Origin of the sequence: Paracoccus aminovorans, from assembly GCF_900005615.1 — a bacterium.
In the GTDB taxonomy this organism is placed as follows: Bacteria; Pseudomonadota; Alphaproteobacteria; order Rhodobacterales; family Rhodobacteraceae; genus Paracoccus; species Paracoccus aminovorans.
The window spans coordinates 1,149,320-1,170,297 of sequence record NZ_LN832559.1; the positions used below are offsets into that span (position 1 = coordinate 1,149,320).

Below are 20,978 nucleotides of genomic sequence, written 5' to 3' on the forward strand. Positions count from 1 at the left end.
GCCCCCGCGCGGTCGCGCGCCCTCGATGGGTGCGCGACCGCGTTCCCTTCCTGGGAAGCGCTGAGGATCAGAGACCCAGCAGCGCGGCGCGGAAGCCGGGGTCCGAGAGCACGACCTCCTTGCGTTCCATCTCGGCTGCCCGGGCAAGGGCGCGGGCGGTCTGTTCCTGGGCGAATTCCACCGCCTGCGGCAGGCTGCGGCCGCGGCCCAGGGCGGCGGCGACCAGCCCGGCGAACAGGTCCCCGGTCCCGGCCATGGCCACGGGCAGATGCGGCGTCGGGTGGCGGCTGATGCCGCCCGGGCCGTGGATGACGCTTTCCAGCATGCCGGGCGCGGTGTCCCGCAGCCTGCAGCCGGTCACGATCAGCTGCGCCCCGGGCGCCATGCGCAGCTTGCGTGCGGCGTGCGGCACGTCCGCAAGCGCGGCGATGGGTTGGCCGGCCAGCCAGGCGACCTCGAACGGGTTCGGCGAGGCGATGTCCGCCATCGGCAGCAGCCGGTCGCGGAAGGTATCGGCGATCTCGCGCGGGACATAAAGGCCGGGCTGCTCGTCGCCCAGCACCGGATCGCAGTAATAGCGCAGCCCCGGATTCGCGGCTTTCGCTTGCGCCACGAAATCCGCCAGCAGCTGCGCGACCTCGGTCGAGCCGATATAGCCGGTCAGCAGCATCGCCGCGCGCTGCGGTAGTTCGCGGTCCCAGAGCCCCTGCAGCAGCTCGGCGAAGAAATCGGCGGGCAGGGGGCGGCCGCGCAGGGTGGGATAGTCCGGCGTGTTCGAGAAGATCACCGTCGGCACCGGCGCCACCTCGAGCCCCGCCGCCAGCATCGGGAACACCGCCGCCGAATTGCCGACATGGCCCATGACCACCTGGCTCTGGATCGAGATGACGAGGCTCATGGCCGGCGCCCGGCGATGCCGCCGGCTTGCGTGCGTCCGGCCGGCGGGGGGATCTGGGCCATGGCTTTCCTTTCGCTTGGCTGTCGCGGCCAGATTAGCGCAAGGGGCGGCGGGCTCAAGCGGCCGTGCAGAGGGGGCGGCCTGCGGCAGTTTGCGCCTTTCCCCGCGCGGCGGTTTCTGCCAGTCTCTTGCCGGGACATTTCGCGACAGGACCATGGGCGCATCGACCGCAGACAGGCCGACCGGCACCACCCGCAGGCTTGCGGGCTGGCTGGCGGTGCTGCCTTTCCTGCTGTTCTCGCTGATCCTGCCCGGTACCATGCTGGCGCGCGACGCCGCCGGCGGCGTGACCGTGGTGCTTTGCGCCGGCGACGGCCTGGTCGAGGCGGTGATGGCCGCCGACGGCAGCCTGCTGCCGGTCTCGAAGGCGCCGCATGACCGGCATGCCTGCGACTGGACCCCGCACGGCCAGCCGCTGCTGCACGGCGCGGCGCCCGAGGTGCCGGTTCTGCCGCCGCAGGCGCAGCGGCTGGCGCTGTCCCTGGAACTGCCCGGCCATCTGCACCGGGCCGCGATCCTGGCCGCCCCGGCCCGCGGCCCGCCGTCCCTTCTCTGAACCGGACCATCCTTCGACAGGACCCGCGCGGCCGCAAAGCCGGCGGGCCATATCCCATCCGACGAGAGAAGATCATGCAGAAACACATGTTTGGCGCGCTTTGCGCCGCGACACTGGGGCTTGCCGCCGCGCCCGCCCTGGCCCATGCCACGCTGGAGGCGACGCAGACCCCGGCCGGCGCCGCCTATCGCGCGGTGATCCGCATCGGCCATGGCTGCGACGGCCAGGCCACCCAGAGCCTGCGGGTGGCGCTGCCCGAGGGGTTCTACAACGCCAAGCCCATGCCCAAGGCCGGCTGGACGCTGGAGACCGTGAAGGGCGCCTATGCCCATCCCTTCGACAATCACGGCACCGAGATGACCGAGGGCACGCGCGAGGTCGTCTGGTCCGGGGGCGCGCTGCAGGACGACTGGTATGACGAATTCGTCATCCGCGGCACGGTCGGCCCGCAGGTGGCGCCGGGGACCGTGCTGTATTTCCCGACGGTGCAGGAATGCGCCTCGGCCAAGGCGGATTGGAGCGACGTCTCGGGCCGCGAAGAGGTGCCGAACCCGGCCCCCGGCGTCACCGTGATCGCGGCCGGCGGCCATGATGCGGGCCATGCCGGCGCCCCGGCTGCCGCTCCGGTCCGGCTGGGCGCGCTGGAACTGAGCGGCGTCTATGCCCGCGCCACGCCCCCGGGCGCCCCGGTCGCAGGCGGCTTCCTGACCGTCGCCAATGCCGGTGACGAGGACCGGCTGACCGCGGCCAGCGCCGAATCGGTCGCCGGCCGCGCCGAGATCCACGAGATGGCCATGGAGGGCGACGTGATGAAGATGCGCCGGCTGGCCGACGGCCTGCCGATCCCCGCCGGGGGCGCGGTCGAATTGAAACCCGGCGGCTATCACATCATGTTCATGGACCTGAAGCAGCCGCTGGTCGAAGGCCAGGTGGTGGATGTCACCCTGACCTTCCAGAAGGCGGGCGAGGTCGTGGTGCCGATGACCGTCGGACCGATGAAGGCGGGCGGCAAGGCCGGGCAAGGAGGGGAACATGCCGGACACTGAACGGGGCTTTTCGCTGCGCAAGCTGCGTTACGCGCTTTGGGCGCTGGTGGTGGTGGCACTGGGCGCGGTCGCCTGGCTGGGGCTGATCTCGCCACGGCTGGACAACCTGGCGGATGCCGGCACCGCCAGCCTCGGGCGCGGCGACTACCGGCTGGCCGCCACCGACGGCACCGAATTCAGCCAGGCCTCGCTGAAGGGCAAGGCCTCGGCCGTGTTCTTCGGCTTCACCCATTGTCCGGATGTCTGCCCGACGACGCTGGGCGACGTCGCCGGCTGGCGCGAGGACCTGGGCGCCGACGCCGACAAGCTGCGGGTCTTCTTCGTCACCGTCGATCCCGAGCGCGATTCGGTCGAGGCGCTGCGGGACTACGTCTCCTGGGTGCCGGGGGTGATCGGGGTCTCGGGCTCGCCCGAAGAGGTGGCCAAGGCGGTGAAGGCCTTTCGCATCTATGCCCGCAAGGTCCCGCAAGAGGGCGGCGGCTACAGCATGGACCATTCTTCGGCCATGCTGCTCTTCGACGACCGGGGCGAATACGCCGGGCTGATCGGCTATCAGGAGGATCCTGCGCGCGCCATGGCCAGCCTGCGCCGGCTGCTGGACAGCTGACGCGGGCCGCGGCGCCGGAAACCTCCGGCGCCGCCAGGACAGCCGGGGCCCGGGCCGGTCGAAGCCCATTGTTCGGGCCCGGCCGGCCGTGCTACCCCGCGCCGCGAGAATGGAGGCGCGCGTGATCCTTTGCGAATTCGGTCCGGCGGGGCGGCCGGTGCTGTTCCGGCAGCCGAGCGAACGGGTGGTCGTCGACCGGGCCGAGGACGTGGCGCCGGCGCTGGACCGGCTGGAGGCGCTGCGCCGGCAGGGCGCCTGGATCGCCGGCTATCTGTCCTATGAACTGGGCTATGCGCTGGAACCGGCGCTGGCCCGTGACATGCCCGCGGGGCGGCGCACGCCGCTGCTGGCCTTCGCCGCCTACGGTGCACCGGAACCCGCGCCCGCGCCCCAGGGCCTGGAAAATGTCGAACTTTCCGCATTGAAACCGCTGATCTCGCAGCAGGATTACCGGCAGGCCTTCGACCGCACCCTGGATTATATCGCGGCCGGCGACTGTTACCAGATCAACCTGACCTTTCCCTTGTCCGCGCGGCTGCTGCGCGGCACGCCCTTGCAGCTTTACGCCGCGCTGGCCGCGCGCCAGCCGGTGGGCTTCGGCGCCTTCCTGGACCTGGGGCCGGGTGCGGGGCCGGTGGTCGTGTCGCGCTCGCCCGAGCTGTTCTTCAGCCTGGATGCCGAGGGCCGGATCGAGGCGCGACCGATGAAGGGCACCGCGCCGCGCGATCCCGACCCCGCGCGGGACGCGGCGCTGGCGGCGGCGCTGGCGGCCTCGGAAAAGAACCGGGCCGAGAACCTGATGATCGTGGACCTGCTGCGCAACGACATTGCCCGCATCTCGCGCGTGGGCTCGGTGCGTGTGCCCGAACTTTTCGCGGTGGACAGCTTCGCAACCGTGCACCAGATGAGCTCGCGCGTGGTCGGGCAGCTGCAGCGGCCGGCCGAGCTGGGCGCGATGATGCGGGCGCTGTTTCCCTGCGGCTCGATCACCGGCGCCCCCAAGATCCGCGCCATGCAGATCATCCGCGAGGTCGAGCCCTTTGCGCGCGGCGTCTATTGCGGCGCCATCGGCTGGATGGCACCGGACGGCGCCGCCGCCTTTTCGGTCGCGATCCGCACGCTGTCGGTCTGGCCGGACGGCGAGGTCACGCTGAACGTCGGCGGCGGCGTGGTGCAGGATTCGACCGCGGAGGGAGAATGGGAGGAGGCGCTATGGAAAGCCCGCTACGCACAGGATCTGACGACCCCGAACTGCGCCTGATCGAGACCGCGCTTTGGGACGGCGCCGCCTGTCCGCGGATCGAGGGGCATCTGGCGCGGCTGGCGCGGGGCGCACGGGCGCTGGGCTGGCCCTGCGACCCCGACGCCGCCCGGGCCGCGCTGAGGGGCGAGCCCGGGCGGCCGGCGCGGCTGCGGCTGACGCTGGACCGGGCGGGCTGGATCGAGACGACGCGTGCCGCGCTGCCGCCCTCGCCGTCGGAATGGCGGCTGGCGCTGGCGGCGGTGCGGCTGGACGCCGACGATCCCTGGCTGCGGCTCAAGACCACGCGGCGGGCGCATTACGACGCCGCCCGCGCCGCGCTGCCCGAGGGGATCGACGAGGCGATCTTCCTGAACCGGCGCGGCGAGGTCTGCGACGGCAGCATCACCACGCTGTTCTTCGACCGCGGCCAGGGGCTGCGGACGCCGCCGCTGTCCTCGGGCCTGCTCGACGGCGTCCTGCGGGCGGAACTGCTGTCCTCGGGCGCCTGCACCGAGGAGGTGCTGGCCGGCGCGGACCTGCCGCGCGTCCGGCTGTGGGTCGGCAACGCGCTGCGCGGGCTGATGCCGGCGGTCTGGGCGGGCTGAGGCTCAGCCCAGCGCGGCGATTTCGCCGGCCGCGCGCTTCAGCGCCGGCAGATGCGCCATGACCTGCTGCATCGACAGCCGCTGGATCGGCCCGTGGAAGGTCAGCAGCGCCAGCACCCGGCCGCGCGGGTCCAGCGCCGGGGCCGAGGCGCCGACCATGCCGGGGATGAACTCCTGCTCGTCGGTCGCGTGGCCCTGTTCGCGGATGCGCGGCAATTCGGCCAGCAGGGCCTCGGCCTCGGTGAAGGTGCGCTCGGTATGCGGGTGCAGCCGGGCGTTGCGCAGGTATTTCTCGGCCGCGGCGGCCGGCATATGCGCCAGGGAGACCTTGCCGGCGGCGGTGGCGTGCAGCGGCACGCGGGCGCCCAGCTCGATCACCAGCCGCAGCGGCCAGTGGGTTTCCACCCGGTCGACATAGACCAGCGCGTCGCCGTCGGGGATCGAGATCGAGCAGGTCTCGCGCACCGAGGCGAACAGCCGCACCAGCACGTCGTGGCGGGGCAGGTCGAACTGGCTGGCGTGCATCACCCCCAGCATCATCTGCCGCAACTTCTGGCCGGGCAGGTAGCTGCGCCCGTCCAGCTGCCGCGACAGATAGCCCTCCTGTTCCAGATGGGTGACCAGGCGGTGGATGGTGGGCTTGGGCAGGCCCAGCCCGGCGGCATTGATCTCGGTCGCGGTCATCGGCCGCGCGGCATGGGCCAGCACCTCGAGAATCTGCAGGTTTCGCAGGCTGGGGGGCACGTTCCGGTTGTTCTGCGTGTCATCTTCCATGAAACCTGTTTACCGCGCCGGTCCCCCAGGTCCAGAGACGGGCGCGACCGAACCGCAGGTTTTTCGCGCCATTTCCCGGGAAAAGCCGGCGGCTGCCGGCCCTGGCGCCGCCGCCGGGGCGCATCCCCGTTGCCCCGGCGTCACCGTTCCTTTAGGAACCCCGAATCGCACCCCCTTGCGGCTCTGGTATCAGGGCCCGGCCGCATTATATCCTGGGGGCGTTGCGACGCGGGCAGAGCCGGGGGGACCATCATGCTCGATCTGACGACGATCCGGGGCGAACTTGCCGCCTGCTACGATCTCGAACCTTCGCTCGAACTGGCCGAGCGCATGGCCGACATCCATGCCCGCATGGGCCGCGTCATGCCCTGGCCGGACTGGGCGATCCACGCGCCCTATGTCGCCGCCATCAACCGGCTCAAGAAAGAGCGGGGCGCGGTCATCCTGGCGCATAACTACATGACGCCGCAGATCTATCACGGCATCTCGGACGTGGTGGGGGACAGCCTGGCGCTGGCCATCGCCGCCACCAGGGTCGAGGCCGAGGTCATCGTGCAATGCGGCGTGCATTTCATGGCCGAGACCTCGAAGATCCTGAACCCGCGGAAGACGGTGCTGATGCCCGACATGGAGGCCGGCTGCTCGCTGGCCGAAAGCATCACCGCCGAAGGCATCGCCGAGATGCGCGCGCGCTATCCGGGCGCGCCGGTGGTCAGCTATGTCAACACCACCGCCGAGGTGAAGGCGGCGTCCGACATCTGCTGCACCAGCGCCAATGCGGCGCAGATCGTGGCGGCGCTGGATGGCGACACGATCATCATGACGCCCGACAAATGGCTGGCGCAGAACGTCGCCAACAAGGTGCCGCAGAAGCGCATCGTCTGGTGGGACGGCGCCTGCATCGTGCACGAGCAGTTCACCGCCCAGGACCTGCGCGACTTCCGCGACTGGAACCCGGGGCTGAAGATCATCGCCCATCCCGAATGCCCGCCCGAGGTGGTGGCCGAGGCCGATTATGCGGGCTCGACCGCCAATATCCAGGACTGGGTGGAAAAGGAGCATCCGAAGCAGGTGATGCTGGTCACGGAATGCTCGATGGCCTCGAACATCTCGGACGCGAATCCGGAGGTCGAGTTCCTGGGCCCCTGCAACATGTGCCCCTATATGCAGAAGATCACGCTGGAAAAGGTGCTGTGGTCGCTGCATTCCATGACCGGCGCCGTCGAGGTCGACCCCGAGGTCGCCGGCCGCGCGCGACTGGCCGTGCAGCGGATGATCGACCTGTCGCAACGCCTGGCGGCCTGATGGAGGACATCCCGACCGCCCGCGTCGTCATCGTCGGTGCGGGCCTGGGCGCGCTTTACGCCGCGCTGAAGCTGGCGCCGCGGCCGGTGCTGATGATCTCGCCCGAGGTGCTGGGGCAGGGGGCGAGCTCGGCCTGGGCGCAGGGCGGCGTCGCCGCGGCGATGGACCCCGCCGACACCGCCGAGGCCCATGCCCGCGACACGCTGCTGGCCGGCGCCGGCACCGTCGATCCGGCGGTGGCGCGGCTGGTCACCGAAGAGGCGCGGGCGCATATCCTGGACCTGACCCGGCTGGGCACGCCCTTCGACCGGCGGCCGGACGGCGGCTATGTGCTGTCGCGCGAGGCCGCGCACAGTTTCGCCCGCGTGGTGCGGGTGCGCGGCGACCAGGCCGGGGCCGAGATCATGCGCGCTCTGGTGGCGCAGGTGCGCGAGACGGCCTCGGTGCAGGTGCTGGAGGGCGTGCTGGCGACCGGGCTGCGGGTCGAATCCGGCCGCGTTGCCGGGGTCGAGGTCGCGCTGTCGGGACCGCAGGGCTCGGCGCCGGTGCTGATCCGGGCGCCGGCGGTGCTGCTGGCCGGCGGCGGCTCTGGCGGCCTTTACGCGCTGACCACGAACCCGCCGCGCATCCGCGGCCAGGTGATCGGCATGGCGGCGCGGGCCGGCGCAGTGATCGCCGATGCGGAATTCGTGCAGTTCCACCCCACCGCCATCGATTGTGGCGAGGATCCGGCGCCGCTGGCGACCGAGGCGCTGCGGGGCGAGGGTGCGCAGCTGGTGAACCGGCTGGGCGAACGCTTCATGCCCGCCCTGCACCCCGATGCCGAGCTGGCGCCGCGCGACGTGGTGGCCCGCGCCATCTATGCCCAGAGCCAGGCGGGGTTGCGGCCGGCGCTGGACACGCGCCAGGCCCTGGGCGCGCGCATCCTGACCGAATTCCCGGCCGTCGCGGGGGCCTGCGCCCGGGCGGGGATCGACCCCGCCCGCGCCCAGATCCCGGTGGCGGCGGCGGCGCATTACCACATGGGCGGTGTGGCGGTGGACAGCGACGGCCGCGCCAGCCTGCCGGGGCTGTGGGTCTGCGGCGAGGCCAGTTCGACTGGGCTGCACGGCGCGAACCGGCTGGCCTCGAACGGGCTGCTGGAGGCGCTGGTCTATGCCCGCCGCTGCGCGCTTTCGATCGAGGCGGCGCTGGGGCCGGCGGCGGATGCCGCGCCGGTGCTGCTGCCCGACCTGCCGCCGGGCCCGGTGCCCGACCCGGCGCTGGTCGCGCGCCTGCGCCGCGCCATGACCGAGGGCGCGGGGGTGCTGCGCGACGCCCAGGGCCTGACCCGCTGCCTGCGCGAGATCGCGGCCATCGAGGCGGCGCAGCCCGATTGCCCGGCGCTGCTGAACATGACGGCGACCGCCACGCTGATCGCCGCCGCCGCCCTGATGCGGCGTGAAAGCCGCGGCGCCCATTGCCGCACCGATTTCCCGCAGACCGCGCCCCAGGGCCGCCGCTCGCGTCTGCGGCTGTCCGAGGCGCTGGCCCTGCGCGACAGCCTGACGACGGAGACGACATGACCCCGCTGCCCCCGCTGCCCGAGATGATGCTGGAACCGCTGGTCCGCGCCGCCCTGGCCGAGGACCTGGGCACCTGCGGCGACATCACCACCCGCACCGTGATCCCGCCCGGCACCCGCTATGCCGCCCGCATCGTCGCGCGCGAGCCGGGCGTCGCCTCGGGGATGCAGCTTGCGGCCATCGCCTTTCGCCTGGTCGATCCGGCGCTGGCCTTTCGCGCCCGCGTCGCCGACGGCGCCCGCTTCGACCGCGGCGCCGTGCTGGCCGAGATCGAGGGCGAGGCGGGGTCGATCCTGTCGGCCGAGCGGGTGGCGTTGAACTTTGCCGGCCGCCTAACCGGCATCGCCACCCAGACGGCGGAATTCGTGGCCGAGACCCGGGGCACCAAGGCCCGCATCACCTGCACCCGCAAGACCACCCCGGGGCTGCGGCTGGTCGAGAAGCAGGCGGTGCTGCATGGCGGCGGCTTCAACCACCGCTTCGGCCTGTCGGATGCGATCCTGATCAAGGACAACCACATCGCCGCGGCGGGCGGCATCCGGCCGGTGCTGCAGGCGGTCAAGGCCCGCGCCTCGCATATGATGCGGGTCGAGATCGAGGTGGACCGGCTGGACCAGCTGGCCGAGGTGCTGGACGAGGGCGGCGCCGATGTGGTGCTGCTGGACAATATGGACACGCCCCGGTTGTACGAGGCGGTGGCGATGAACGCCGGCCGGCTGGTGCTGGAAGCCTCGGGGAACATGCGACTCGGGCGCGTGGCCGAGGTCGCCGCCAGCGGAGTCGATTACATCTCGGTCGGCGCGCTGACCCATTCGGCGCGGACGCTGGACCTGGGACTGGATTTCTGATCGGCCAGTTTTAAGAAAATAGAATTAAATCCAGTAAGCTGATCGAAAATCCTCGATCTTTTCCCGCATGCGCGCCATGCGGGGGTCGGCGGATGGATCACGCTGGCGGAAAAAGCGGTTATCGCTAACATTTTTCCTTGGCCGGGTTGCGCTCGACCGTGGTTTAAGCACACTCGGGCTTGGGCTTGGCGGCTTTTCCGCCGGCCGGGACGATTGTTACAGGTGGATGAATGGCCAGGGACGAAGTGGCGAAGACCGATTTCCGTGATGCGATCCTGTGGCACCTGACCTATACGTTGGGCAAGGACCCCGATCATGCGCAGGTCTTCGACTGGCGGCTGGCGCTGAGCCACGCGGTGCGCGACCGTATCGTGGACCGCTGGATGACCTCGACGCGCGAGACCTATCGCGCCGACGCCAAGCGGGTCTATTACCTGTCGATGGAGTTCCTGATCGGACGCCTGCTGGAGGACAATATCGTCAACCTGCAGCTTGCCGACCAGGCCCAGGCCGCCATCGAGGGCTTTGGCCTGAACTGGCGCGAGGTGCTGCTGGACGAACCCGACGCCGCGCTGGGCAACGGCGGGCTGGGCCGGCTGGCGGCCTGTTTCATGGAATCGCTGGCGACGCTGGGTTGCCCGGCCTATGGCTACGGCATCCGCTACGAACACGGGTTGTTCCGGCAGAGCTTCGTCGAGGGTCGCCAGCACGAGGCGCCCGAGGACTGGCTGCGCCAGCCCAACGTCTGGGAATTCGAGCGGCCCGAGGCGCGCTTCACCCTGGGCTTCGGCGGGCAGGTGACGGTGCGCGACTGCAAGACCCTGTGGCAGCCCGACCATTTCGTGCAGGCCGAGGCCTTCGACACGCCGGTGGTCGGCTGGCAGGGCAGATGGGCCAATACGCTGCGGCTCTGGGCCGGGCGGGCGGTCGATCCCTTCGACCTGGACCGCTTCAACGCCGGCGATTTCGCCGCCGCCGCCGAGGCCGAGGCGCTGGCCCGCACCATCTCGCGCGTGCTCTATCCCGAGGATTCGACCGAGAAGGGCAAGCGGCTGCGGCTGACCCAGGAATATTTCTTCTCGGCCGCCTCGATCCGCGACATCATCCGCCGGTTCGAGCAGGACCATACCGACCTGCGGCTGCTGCCGCAGCGGGTGGCGATCCAGATGAACGACACCCACCCGGCCGTGGCCGCGCCCGAACTGGTCCGCATCCTGCACGACGAACGCGGGCTGCCCTTCGACGAGGCGGTCGAGATCACCCGCGGCTGCGTCAACTACACCAACCACACCCTGCTGCCCGAGGCGCTGGAAAGCTGGGACGAAGGGCTGTTCGGCGACCTGCTGCCGCGGCACCTGCAGATCATCGACCGCATCGACGACCAGGACGCCAGGGCCCACCCGGACCGCCGCAACACCGCCCGCGGCGACGGCAAGGTCAGGATGGGCGAGCTGTCCTTCATCATGTCGCATCGCGTCAACGGCGTCTCGGCGCTGCATACCGGGCTGATGAAGACCACGGTCTTTGCCGACCAGAACCGGATCTGGCCGGACCGCATCGTCAACGAGACCAACGGCGTCACCCCCCGCCGCTGGCTGCACAGCTGCAATCCGCGCCTGTCGCGGCTGATCACCGACACCATCGGCGAGGGCTGGACCGCCGATCTGGAGCGGCTGGCGGAGCTGGCGCCCTTTGTCGAGGATGCCGGCTGGCTGGACCGCTTCGCCCGGGTCAAGGCGGCCAACAAGGCCGATCTCTGCGATTGGGTGGCGCGCGAACAGGGCGTGATGCTGAACCCGGACGCACTGTTCGACGTCCAGATCAAGCGCATCCACGAATACAAGCGCCAGCACCTGAACATCCTGGAGGCCATCGCGCTGTGGCAGGAGATGCGGGCCCATCCCTCGGACGACTGGACGCCGCGGGTCAAGATCTTCGGCGGCAAGGCGGCGCCGGGCTATTTCTTTGCCAAGGACATCATCCGGCTGATCAACGACGTGGCCGCGGTGATCAATGCCGATGCGGCGACGAACGGCAAGCTGCAGGTGCTCTACCTGCCGAACTACAACGTCACCCTGGCCGAGCGGCTGATCCCGGCCGCGGACTTGTCCGAGCAGATTTCCACCGCCGGCAAGGAGGCTTCCGGCACCGGCAACATGAAATTCGCGCTGAACGGGGCGCTGACCATCGGCACGCTGGACGGCGCCAATGTCGAGATCCGCGATCTGGTCGGACCCGAGAACTTCTTTCTGTTCGGCCTGACCGCGGACGAGGCCGAGGCGCGGCGCACGGTCCCCGACCACGCCGCCCATGCCGTGGCCGGCGATCCGCGCCTGTCCCGCGCCATCGAGGCGATCCGCGGCGGCACCTTCAGCCCCGGCGAGCCCGACCGCTATGCCGGCATCGTGGCGAACCTGACGCAGGCGGATTATTTCCTCGTCGCCTCGGATTTCGCTGATTACTGGCGGGCGCAGCGCGAGGTGGACTTCGCCTATGCCGACCGCAAGGGTTGGGCGCGGATGGCGGCGCTGAACGTGGCGCGCTCGGGCTGGTTCTCGTCCGACCGCACCATCCGCGGTTACATGCGCGACATCTGGGAGGCGGAAAGCCTGCTCGACCAGTGACGGCCTTGCAAAGGGGAGGCACGGCGATGATCGACCCGAAGGAAGTGGCGGATCCCCAGGTCCTGGACCGGCTGGCGGCCGGCGGTTTCGACGACCCTTTCGCGGTGCTGGGCCCGCATCGGCGCGGCCGGCTGCGCCATGTCACCGCCTATGACCCCGGCGCGGCCGAGATGGCGGCGGTGGTCGCCGGCAAGGCGCATGGGCTGGCGCCGGTCGCGGGCTATCCGGGCCTGTTCCACGGCAAGGTTCCGGGCGCCAAACCCTATCTGCTGCGCGGCCGGCGCGAAGGCCAGGAATGGCTGGTCGAGGACGCCTATCGTTTCGGCCCCGTCCTGGGCCAGATCGACGAATACCTGCTGGGCGAGGGCACGCATCGCCGCCTGTGGCAGGCGCTGGGCGCGCATATGACCGTCCACGAGGGCGTCGCCGGCACGCATTTCGCGGTCTGGGCCCCCAATGCCCGCCGCGTCTCGCTGATCGGGGATTTCAACGCCTGGGACGGGCGGCGCCACGTCATGCGCCGCCGCGGCGCCACCGGCGTCTGGGAAATCTTCATGCCCGGCCTGGGCGAGGGCACCGCCTACAAATACGAGATCCTCGGCGCCGACGGCGGCTTGCACCAGAAGGCCGATCCGGTCGGCTTCGGTGCCCAGCATCCGCCGGCGACGGCCTCGGTGGTGCGCGACATCTCGGGCTATGGCTGGTCGGATGGCGGCTGGATGGGAACGCGGGCCGAGGCGCAGCGCCTCGACCGGCCGATCTCGATCTACGAGGTGCATCTGGGCAGCTGGCGCAGGAAGGACGGCGGCCGGCCGATCTCCTACCGCGAGGCGGCGGTGGAACTGGTCGAATACGCCCGCGACATGGGCTTCACCCATATCGAGCTGCTGCCGATCAGCGAATATCCCTTCGACGGCTCCTGGGGCTATCAGCCGGTCGGGCTGTTCGCGCCGACGATCCGCTTCGGTCCGCCGCACGAGTTCCGCGATCTGGTGAACGCAGCGCACAAGGCTGGGCTGGGGGTGATCCTGGACTGGGTGCCCGGCCATTTCCCCACCGATCCGCATGGTCTGGCGCGGTTCGACGGCACCGCGCTTTACGAGCATGCCGACCCGCGCGAGGGTTTCCACCAGGACTGGAACACGCTGATCTACAATTACGGCCGTGCCGAGGTGATGAACTACCTGACCGCCAACGCATTGTATTGGCTGAAGGAATATCACGTCGACGGGCTGCGGGTGGATGCGGTGGCCTCGATGCTTTACCGCGACTATTCCCGCGCCGAGGGCGAGTGGGTCCCGAACAAGGACGGCGGGCGCGAGAATTACGAAGCCATCGCCATGCTGCAGGACATGAACCGCCTGACCTATGGCGAGGAACCGGGCATCATGACCGTGGCCGAGGAATCGACCTCTTATCCCAAGGTCTCGCGGCCGGTGCATGACGGCGGCCTGGGCTTCGGCTTCAAGTGGAACATGGGCTGGATGAACGACACGCTGGATTACATCAAGCGCGAGCCGATCCACCGCAAGCACCATCACCACCAGATGACCTTCGGCCTGCATTACGCCTTTTCCGAGAATTTCATCCTGCCGATCAGCCATGACGAGGTGGTGCACGGCAAGGGCTCGATGCTGGGCAAGATGCCGGGCGGCGAATGGGAGAAATTCGCCAATCTGCGGGCCTATTACGGTTTCATGTGGGGCCATCCGGGCAAGAAGCTGCTGTTCATGGGCCAGGAATTCGCGCAAGGCGCGGAATGGAACCACGACGCGGAAATCGACTGGGCGTGCCTCGGCAATCCGCTGCATTACGGCATGCAGGCGCTGGTGCGCGACCTGAACCGGCTTTATGCGGCCACGCCCGCGCTTTACGCGCGCGACTGCGACGGCTCGGGCTTCCAGTGGATCGAGGCGAACGACGCCGACGCATCCGTCTATGCCTGGATCCGGCGCGGCAACCCCGGCGACCCCGAGGTGGTGGTCGCCTGCAATTTCACCCCGATCGAGCGCCCGGCCTATCGCCTGGGATTCCCGCAGCCGGGGCCCTGGCGCGAGGCGCTGAACACGGATGCGGAAAGCTATGGCGGCGGCGGACGCGGCAACCTGGGCCGGGTGGAGGCGCGGCCCGGCGAAAGCCACGGCCAGCCCGCCCATGCCGCGGTGGTGCTGCCGCCGCTTTCCGCGGTGATCTTCATCAAGGACGACGGCACGACCGCATGACGACAGACCCGCGAAGCCGGGCACAAAGGGAGGGTTCAATATGGCACCGCGCGAGGAAAGGCTTTCCAGGAAAACGGTGGCTTTCGTGCTGGCCGGCGGGCGCGGCTCGCGGCTGCGCGAGCTGACCGACCGGCGGGTGAAGCCGGCCGTCTATTTCGGCGGCAAGTCGCGGATCATCGATTTCGCGCTGTCGAACGCGCTGAACTCGGGCATCCGCAGGATGGCGCTGGCCACGCAATACAAGGCGCATTCGCTGATCCGCCATGTCCAGCGCGGCTGGAACTTCTTCCGCGCCGAGCGGAACGAGTTCATCGACATCCTGCCCGCCTCGCAGCGCTACGACGAATCGATGTGGTATCGCGGCACGGCGGATGCGGTGGCGCAGAACATCGACATCATCGACAGCTACGGCATCGAATACGTCCTGATCCTGGCCGGCGATCACATCTACAAGATGGATTACGAGCTGATGATCCGCCACCATGTCGAGGCCGGCGCCGACGTCACCGTGGGCTGCCTGACCGTGCCGCGGGCCGAGGCCTCGGCCTTTGGCGTCATGGCGGTGGACGGCAGCGACGTCATCACCAGCTTCCTGGAAAAGCCCAAGGACCCGCCCGGGACGCCCGACGATCCCGAGGTCACGCTGGCCTCGATGGGCATCTATGTGTTCCGCTGGGACTTCCTGCGCGACCTGCTGATCCGCGACATGCAGGACAGCAATTCCAGCCACGATTTCGGCAACGACCTGATCCCGGCCATCGTGCGGGACGGCAAGGCGCAGGCGCATCGCTTTTCCGACAGCTGCGTGCGCGGCGAGGACGAGCCGGTCTATTGGCGCGACGTCGGCACCGTCGACGCCTTCTGGCGCGCCAATATCGACCTGACCGACTTCAACCCGGAGCTGAACCTCTGGGACCGCGACTGGCCGATCTGGACCTATTCCGAATCGGTGCCGCCGGCGAAGTTCATCCATGACGAACCCGACCGCCGCGGCACCGCCGTCAGCTCTCTGGTCTCGGGCGGCTGCATCATCTCGGGGACCGAGATCCGGCAGTCGCTGCTGTTCACCCAGGTCCACACCAATTCCTATGCCAGCCTGGAGGGCGCGGTGGCGCTGCCCTATGTCAATGTCGCAAGGCACGCGCGTTTGACCAATGTGGTCATTGACCGCGGCGTCAGAATCCCCGAAGGGCTCGTCGTCGGCGAGGACCCCGAGGAGGACGCGAAATGGTTTCGCGTCACCGAAGGCGGCGTCACGCTGATCACGCAAGACATGCTGGACCGAAGGGAAGCGTCCAAATGACAAGGGTTCTGTCCGTCACCTCGGAATGCGTGCCGCTGGTCAAGACCGGCGGGCTGGCCGACGTGGCGGGCGCGCTGCCGGCGGCGCTGGCCGGGCAGGGGGTCGAGATGCGGACCCTGCTGCCGGGCTATCCGGCGGTGCTGGCGGCGCAGGCCGATGCCGATCCGGTGCGTCAGATCCCCGACCTGTTCGGCGGCCCGGCCCGCATCCTGCGCGGCAGCCTGGGCGGGACGGTGCTCTATATCCTCGACGCGCCGCATCTTTATGCCCGGGACGGCGGGCTCTACCTGGCGCCGGACGGCAAGGACTGGCCCGACAACCCCCAGCGCTTCGCGGCCCTGTGCAAGGCCGCCGCCCTGATCGGCGCCGAAGGGGTGGACGGTTGGCGCCCCCGGGCGCTGCACCTGCACGATTGGCAGGCGGGGCTGGCGCCGGTCTATCTGCGCCAGCTGGGCGTGCAGGACGTGCGCTGCCTGCTGACCATCCACAACATCGCCTTCCAGGGCATCGCGCCCGCGCATCTGCTGGGCGCGCTGGGTCTGCCGGCGCAGCTTTTCAACCCGCAGGGCTTTGAATACTGGGGCAAGATCTCGGCGTTGAAGGCTGGGATCGTCTTTGCCGACAAGGTCTCGACCGTCAGCCCGACCTATGCCGAGGAACTGCTGACCCCTGAATTCGGCATGGGGATGGAGGGGGTGCTGGCCGCGCGCTCGGCCGATTTCACCGGCATCCTGAACGGCATCGACCTGGACGCCTGGACGCCGCCTTATCAGACCCCCGCCGGCAAGGCGCCGCTGCGCAAGGCGCTGCGGACCGAGTTCGGCCTGCCCGAGTCCGACGGCCCGCTTTGCGTCGTGGTCTCGCGCCTGACCGGGCAGAAGGGGCTGGACCTGCTGATCGAGGCGCTGCCGGTGCTGCTGGACGGCGGCGGGCAGCTGGCCGTGCTGGGCTCGGGCGATGCGGGGCTGGAGATCGCTTTCCGCGACGCCGCCGCGCGCCATCCCGGCGTCGGGCTGCGGCTGGGCTATGACGAGGCGCTGGCCCGGCGCATGATCGCCGGCGGCGACGCCATCCTGGTGCCTTCGCGCTTCGAGCCCTGCGGGCTGACCCAGCTCTATGGGCTGCGCTTCGGTACGCTGCCGCTGGTGGCGCTGACCGGCGGGCTGGCCGATACCGTCGTCAACGCCTCGGCCGCCGCGCTGGCCGCCGGGGTCGCGACCGGGGTGCAGTTCCACCCGGTGACGGTGCAGGCGCTGTCGCGCGCGCTGTCGCGGCTTTGCGCGTTGTGGCGCCAGCCGGCGGTCTGGGACCGCATGGCCCGCAACGCCATGGCGCAGCCGGTGGGCTGGGACGCCTCGGCCGGGGCCTATGCCGATCTCTTCAGGGCGATGACCGCCTGATGCCGCAGCTGCGTATCCTTGCCGGCCGCGCCGATCCGCTGGGCGCCACCTTCGACGGCGACGGGGTGAATTTCGCCGTCTTCTCGCAGCACGCCCGCCGGCTGACGCTGTGCCTGTTCTCGGCCGACGGCAAGACCGAGACGCATCGGCTGGACCTGCCCGAGCGCGACGGCGACGTCTGGCACGGCTATGTCCCCGGGTTGCGCCCCGGCCAGCTTTACGGGCTGCGCGCCGACGGCCCCTATGCGCCGGCCGAGGGCCACCGCTTCAACTACAACAAGCTACTGCTCGACCCCTATGCCAAGCGGCTGACCCGGCACCCGGTCTGGCACGATGCGCTGATGGGCTACACCGTCGGCGCGGCGGAGGCCGACCTCAGCTTCGACCGCCGCGACAGCGCGAAATACATGCCGCGCTGCGTGGTCGAGGATCCGTCCTTCGCCTGGGGCCCCGACCGCCCGCCGCACCGCGACATCGCCGAGACCGTGATCTACGAGGCCCATGTCAAGGGCCTGACCCAGTTGCACCCGGACGTGCCGAACCCCGGCACCTTCCTGGGGCTGGCCTCGGACCCGGTGCTGGACCACCTGCAATCGCTGGGCATCACCGCGCTGGAGCTGCTGCCGGCGCAGGCCTTCCTGAACGACCGTTTCCTGGTCGAGAAGGGGCTGGTCAACTATTGGGGCTATCAGACCCTGGGCTTCTTCGCCCCCGACCCGCGCTACCTGTCCCACGGCCAGATCGCCGAGTTCCAGCACATGGTCGCGCGGATGCATGCGGCGGGGATCGAGGTCATCATGGATGTGGTCTACAACCACACCTGCGAGGGCAGCGAGCTTGGCCCGACGCTGAGCTTCCGCGGCCTCGACAACCGCAGCTATTACCGGCTGCAGGAGGACCCGCGCTATTACATCAACGACACCGGCACCGGCAACACGCTGAACGTGAACCACCCGATGGTGCTGCGCATGGTCATGGACAGCCTGCGCTATTGGGTCGAGGTCATGCATGTGGACGGCTTCCGCTTCGACCTTTGCGCGACGCTGGGCCGGCGGGCGCGGGGCGGCTTCGACCGCAGCGCCTCGTTCTTCGACGCCATCCGCCAGGATCCGGTGCTGACGCGGGTCAAGCTGATCGCCGAGCCCTGGGACATCGGGCCGGGCGGCTATCAGCTGGGCGGCTTCCCGCCGCCCTTCCTGGAATGGAACGACAAGTATCGCGACGGCATCCGCCGCTTCTGGCGCGGCGACGCGCATCAGGTGCCGGAACTGGCCGACCGCATGGCCGGGTCGGCGATCCAGTTCGACCATTCCGGGCGGCCGGCGACCTCGTCGATCAATTTCCTGACCGCGCATGACGGCTTCACGCTGATGGACGTGGTCAGCTACGACGCCAAGCACAACCAGGCGAACGGCGAAGAGAACCGCGACGGCCATTCCGAGAATTTCTCGGACAACATGGGCGCCGAGGGGCCGACCGACGATCCCGCCATCATCGAGGCCCGCGCCCGGCGGCGGCGCAACCTGCTGGCGACGCTGCTGTTGTCGCAGGGCACGCCGATGCTGCTGGCCGGGGACGAGCTGGGCAACAGCCAGCAGGGCAACAACAACGCCTATTGCCAGGACAATGCCATCGGCTGGGTGGACTGGGACGCGGCGGACCAGGGCTTCCTGGACTTCACCCGCCGGCTGATCGCCTTCCGCCGCGCCCATCCGATCTTGCGCCAGAAGCGTTTCCTGCATTCGCGCACCCGGCCGGCGGACGGGTTGCCCGACCTGTTCTGGCTGCGCCCGGACGGGCAGGAGATGACCCCCGCCGACTGGGCCGAGCCCGATCTGCGCGTGCTCTGCGCCGAATTGCGCATCGCCGCCGGCACCCCCGATTACGCGCAGCGCGAGGAGGCGATCTTTCTGGTCCTGAACAATGGCGCCCCCCTGGATCTGGTCCTGCCCGAGCCCCCCGAGGGCTGGCGCTGGCGGCTGCATCTGGACAGCAGCCGCCCCGAGCTGGAGCCGCAGCTGGTCGAGGATGCGCGGCTGCGCATCGACGGGCAATCCGTGCTGGCCTTCGATCTGGAGCGCGCGCTTGACTGACGCCCGTCTGCGCCTGGCCGAACGTATGGGCGTGCTGCCCGGCTTCCACGACCTTTCCGGGCAATGGCGCGCGACCTCGGTCGATAGCGCCGAGGCGTTGCTCGCGGCCATGGGCCTGGCCGTGCCCTCGGAACCCGAGGCGCAGGCGGCGCTGGACGCCCATGCCGATCTGCTGCCGCAGGACCTGATCTGCGCGGCCGGCGGTCGCCCCGATCTTTCGCCCGCGGCATGGCAGCTGACCCATGAGGACGGGACGCAGGCCGAAGGCGCCGGCCCCTTGCCCGAGCTGCCGCTGGGCATCCACCGGCTGCATGCCGACGGGCGCGACTACACGCTGCTTTCGGCGCCGCCGCGCCTGCCCGAGCCTGCGCGCTCCTGGGGGCTGATCGCGCCGCTCTACGGCCTCTCGGCCAGCGGGATCGGCAGCTACGACGACCTCGCGGCGCTGGCGCGGGGCATGGCCGGGCAGGGCGCTGGCTTTCTGGGCATCAACCCGATCCATGCCGGCTTTCCGTCCGTGCCGGGGCTGTTCAGCCCCTATACCCCCTCGCATCGCCGGCGCCTGAACGTGATCCATGTCGCGGCCGGGCGGGGGACGCCCGGTCCGCTGGTCGATTACGCCCGCGACATCCCCGCCCGCATGGCCCTGCTGCGGGCCGAATACGACGCCTTCCCCGGCGACCCCGCCTTCGAGGACTGGCAGGCGGGCGAGGGCGAAAGCCTGCAACGCTTCGCCTTGCACCAGGCGCTTTCGGGCCTGCACGGCGCGTTCTGGGGCGATTGGCCGGCGACGCTGGCCACGCCCGACACCCCTGCGGCGCTTGCCGCTCGCCACGATCTCGCGGCCGAGATGCGCTTTCACGCCTGGCTGCAATGGCGGGCCGAGCGGGCGCTGGCGGCGGCGGGACAGGCGGCGCGGGGCGGCGGCATGGCGCAGGGGCTTTATCTGGACCTGGCCGTCGGCACCCATCCCTTCGGCGCCGAGACCTGGGAGGACCGCGCCAGCTTCGCCTTCGGCGCTTCGCTGGGCGCGCCGCCCGACGCCTTCGCGCCCGAGGGCCAGAACTGGGGCCTTGCGCCCTTCAGCCCGCTGGGTCTGCGCGCGCAGGCCTATGCGCCGCTGGCCCAGACCCTGCGCCGGCAGCTGCAATTCGCCGGCCTGCTGCGCATCGACCACATCCTCGGCTTCGAGCGCGCCTATTGGGTCCCCGACGCCGCGCCCGGCGCCTATGTCGCCATGCCGCGCGACGCCATGCTGGCCGTGGCCCGGATCGAGGTCGCCCGCGCCGGCGCCGCCATCGTCGGCGAGGACCTGGGCAATATCCCCGACGGGCTGCGCGATGCCCTGGCCGCCTCGGGCATCCTCGGCTGCCGCGTGGCGATGTTCGAGCGCGAGGGCTGGCATCCGCCCCGCTTCCGCCCGGCCGAGGCCTATGACCGCGGCGCCGTCGCCAGCTTCTCGACCCACGACCTGCCGACCTGGCGCGGCTGGCGGCAAGGCGCCGACATCGCCGCCCGCGCGGCGCTGTCGGGCGGCGATCCCGGGCCGCAGCTGGCCGAGCGGGCGCAGGAGGTCGCGGCGCTGGACGAGATGTTGCCCGCCCCAGGCATGGACGGGCTGCACGCCTTCCTGGCGCGGGCCCCCGCGCGGCTGGTCGCGGTTCAGGCCGAGGTGCTGCTGGACATCGAGGCGCAGCCGAACCTGCCTGGCACCGTGACCGAATATCCGAACTGGCAGCAGCGCCTGCCGGTGGCGGCGGCGGATTTCGCCGCCTTGCCCAGCGTGGCGCGAACTGCCAGCATCATGCGCGACAACGAACGCTAGGGAG

The 20,978-nt window shown here is 70.2% G+C and carries 16 protein-coding genes; 14 read left to right on the forward strand and 2 right to left on the reverse strand.

Annotated features, from left to right (window positions below):
* Positions 1 to 67: 67 nt before the first annotated feature.
* A complete protein-coding gene (gene pdxY / locus JCM7685_RS05810) occupies positions 68 to 898 on the reverse strand; it encodes a pyridoxal kinase (protein ID WP_074965948.1) in 831 nt (276 codons plus the stop codon).
* A gap of 214 nt (positions 899 to 1,112) precedes the next feature.
* Between pdxY and JCM7685_RS05815 the strand changes: the two genes are divergently transcribed.
* The 5 genes from JCM7685_RS05815 to JCM7685_RS05835 all read left to right on the forward strand — a co-directional run bounded on the left by JCM7685_RS05815 (position 1,113) and on the right by JCM7685_RS05835 (position 5,015).
* Positions 1,113 to 1,514: a hypothetical protein gene (locus tag JCM7685_RS05815; protein ID WP_074965949.1), complete on the forward strand. Its 402-nt coding sequence runs from the start codon at positions 1,113 to 1,115 to the stop codon at positions 1,512 to 1,514.
* A gap of 74 nt (positions 1,515 to 1,588) precedes the next feature.
* A complete protein-coding gene (locus tag JCM7685_RS05820; RefSeq protein WP_074965950.1) occupies positions 1,589 to 2,560 on the forward strand; it encodes a DUF1775 domain-containing protein in 972 nt (323 codons plus the stop codon).
* Positions 2,547 to 3,167 (forward strand): SCO family protein, encoded by a 621-nt coding sequence (locus JCM7685_RS05825; RefSeq protein WP_074965951.1) that lies wholly within the window; start codon positions 2,547 to 2,549, stop codon positions 3,165 to 3,167. The genes JCM7685_RS05820 and JCM7685_RS05825 overlap by 14 nt, the downstream gene beginning before the upstream one ends.
* 121 nt (positions 3,168 to 3,288) lie before the next feature.
* Positions 3,289 to 4,428 carry an aminodeoxychorismate synthase component I gene (locus JCM7685_RS05830; protein WP_074965996.1) on the forward strand — a complete coding sequence of 380 codons (1,140 nt, stop codon included), beginning with the start codon at positions 3,289 to 3,291 and terminating at the stop codon, positions 4,426 to 4,428.
* The gene (locus JCM7685_RS05835; RefSeq protein ID WP_074965952.1) at positions 4,380 to 5,015 is read left to right on the forward strand and encodes an aminotransferase class IV family protein; all 636 of its coding nucleotides are present in this window, start codon (positions 4,380 to 4,382) and stop codon (positions 5,013 to 5,015) included. Before JCM7685_RS05830 ends, JCM7685_RS05835 begins: the two co-directional genes overlap by 49 nt.
* Positions 5,016 to 5,018: 3 nt before the next feature.
* On the opposite strand, the gene JCM7685_RS05840 is transcribed toward JCM7685_RS05835, so the two are convergent.
* A complete protein-coding gene (locus tag JCM7685_RS05840; protein WP_074965953.1) occupies positions 5,019 to 5,789 on the reverse strand; it encodes an IclR family transcriptional regulator in 771 nt (256 codons plus the stop codon).
* Positions 5,790 to 6,041: 252 nt separating this feature from the next.
* Between JCM7685_RS05840 and nadA the strand changes: the two genes are divergently transcribed.
* The 9 genes from nadA to JCM7685_RS05885 all read left to right on the forward strand — a co-directional run bounded on the left by nadA (position 6,042) and on the right by JCM7685_RS05885 (position 20,974).
* A complete protein-coding gene (gene nadA, locus JCM7685_RS05845; RefSeq protein ID WP_074965954.1) occupies positions 6,042 to 7,094 on the forward strand; it encodes a quinolinate synthase NadA in 1,053 nt (350 codons plus the stop codon).
* Complete coding sequence (locus JCM7685_RS05850) at positions 7,094 to 8,659, forward strand: L-aspartate oxidase (protein WP_074965955.1); 1,566 nt, start codon at positions 7,094 to 7,096, stop codon at positions 8,657 to 8,659. The genes nadA and JCM7685_RS05850 overlap by 1 nt, the downstream gene beginning before the upstream one ends.
* Complete coding sequence (gene nadC / locus JCM7685_RS05855) at positions 8,656 to 9,507, forward strand: carboxylating nicotinate-nucleotide diphosphorylase (protein WP_074965956.1); 852 nt, start codon at positions 8,656 to 8,658, stop codon at positions 9,505 to 9,507. The genes JCM7685_RS05850 and nadC overlap by 4 nt, the downstream gene beginning before the upstream one ends.
* Before the next feature lie 230 nt (positions 9,508 to 9,737).
* Positions 9,738 to 12,131 (forward strand): glycogen/starch/alpha-glucan phosphorylase, encoded by a 2,394-nt coding sequence (locus tag JCM7685_RS05860; RefSeq protein WP_074965957.1) that lies wholly within the window; start codon positions 9,738 to 9,740, stop codon positions 12,129 to 12,131.
* Between the two features lie 26 nt (positions 12,132 to 12,157).
* Positions 12,158 to 14,353, forward strand: a complete 2,196-nt coding sequence (gene glgB / locus JCM7685_RS05865) for a 1,4-alpha-glucan branching protein GlgB (protein ID WP_074965958.1) — start codon at positions 12,158 to 12,160, stop codon at positions 14,351 to 14,353.
* A gap of 40 nt (positions 14,354 to 14,393) precedes the next feature.
* Complete coding sequence (gene glgC, locus JCM7685_RS05870; protein ID WP_074965959.1) at positions 14,394 to 15,656, forward strand: glucose-1-phosphate adenylyltransferase; 1,263 nt, start codon at positions 14,394 to 14,396, stop codon at positions 15,654 to 15,656.
* Positions 15,653 to 17,056, forward strand: coding sequence for a glycogen synthase GlgA (gene glgA, locus JCM7685_RS05875; RefSeq protein ID WP_074965960.1), 1,404 nt, complete (start codon positions 15,653 to 15,655; stop codon positions 17,054 to 17,056). Before glgC ends, glgA begins: the two co-directional genes overlap by 4 nt.
* A complete protein-coding gene (gene glgX / locus JCM7685_RS05880; protein ID WP_074965961.1) occupies positions 17,056 to 19,149 on the forward strand; it encodes a glycogen debranching protein GlgX in 2,094 nt (697 codons plus the stop codon). Before glgA ends, glgX begins: the two co-directional genes overlap by 1 nt.
* Positions 19,142 to 20,974: a 4-alpha-glucanotransferase gene (locus JCM7685_RS05885; protein WP_074965962.1), complete on the forward strand. Its 1,833-nt coding sequence runs from the start codon at positions 19,142 to 19,144 to the stop codon at positions 20,972 to 20,974. The genes glgX and JCM7685_RS05885 overlap by 8 nt, the downstream gene beginning before the upstream one ends.
* Positions 20,975 to 20,978: the final 4 nt, after the last annotated feature.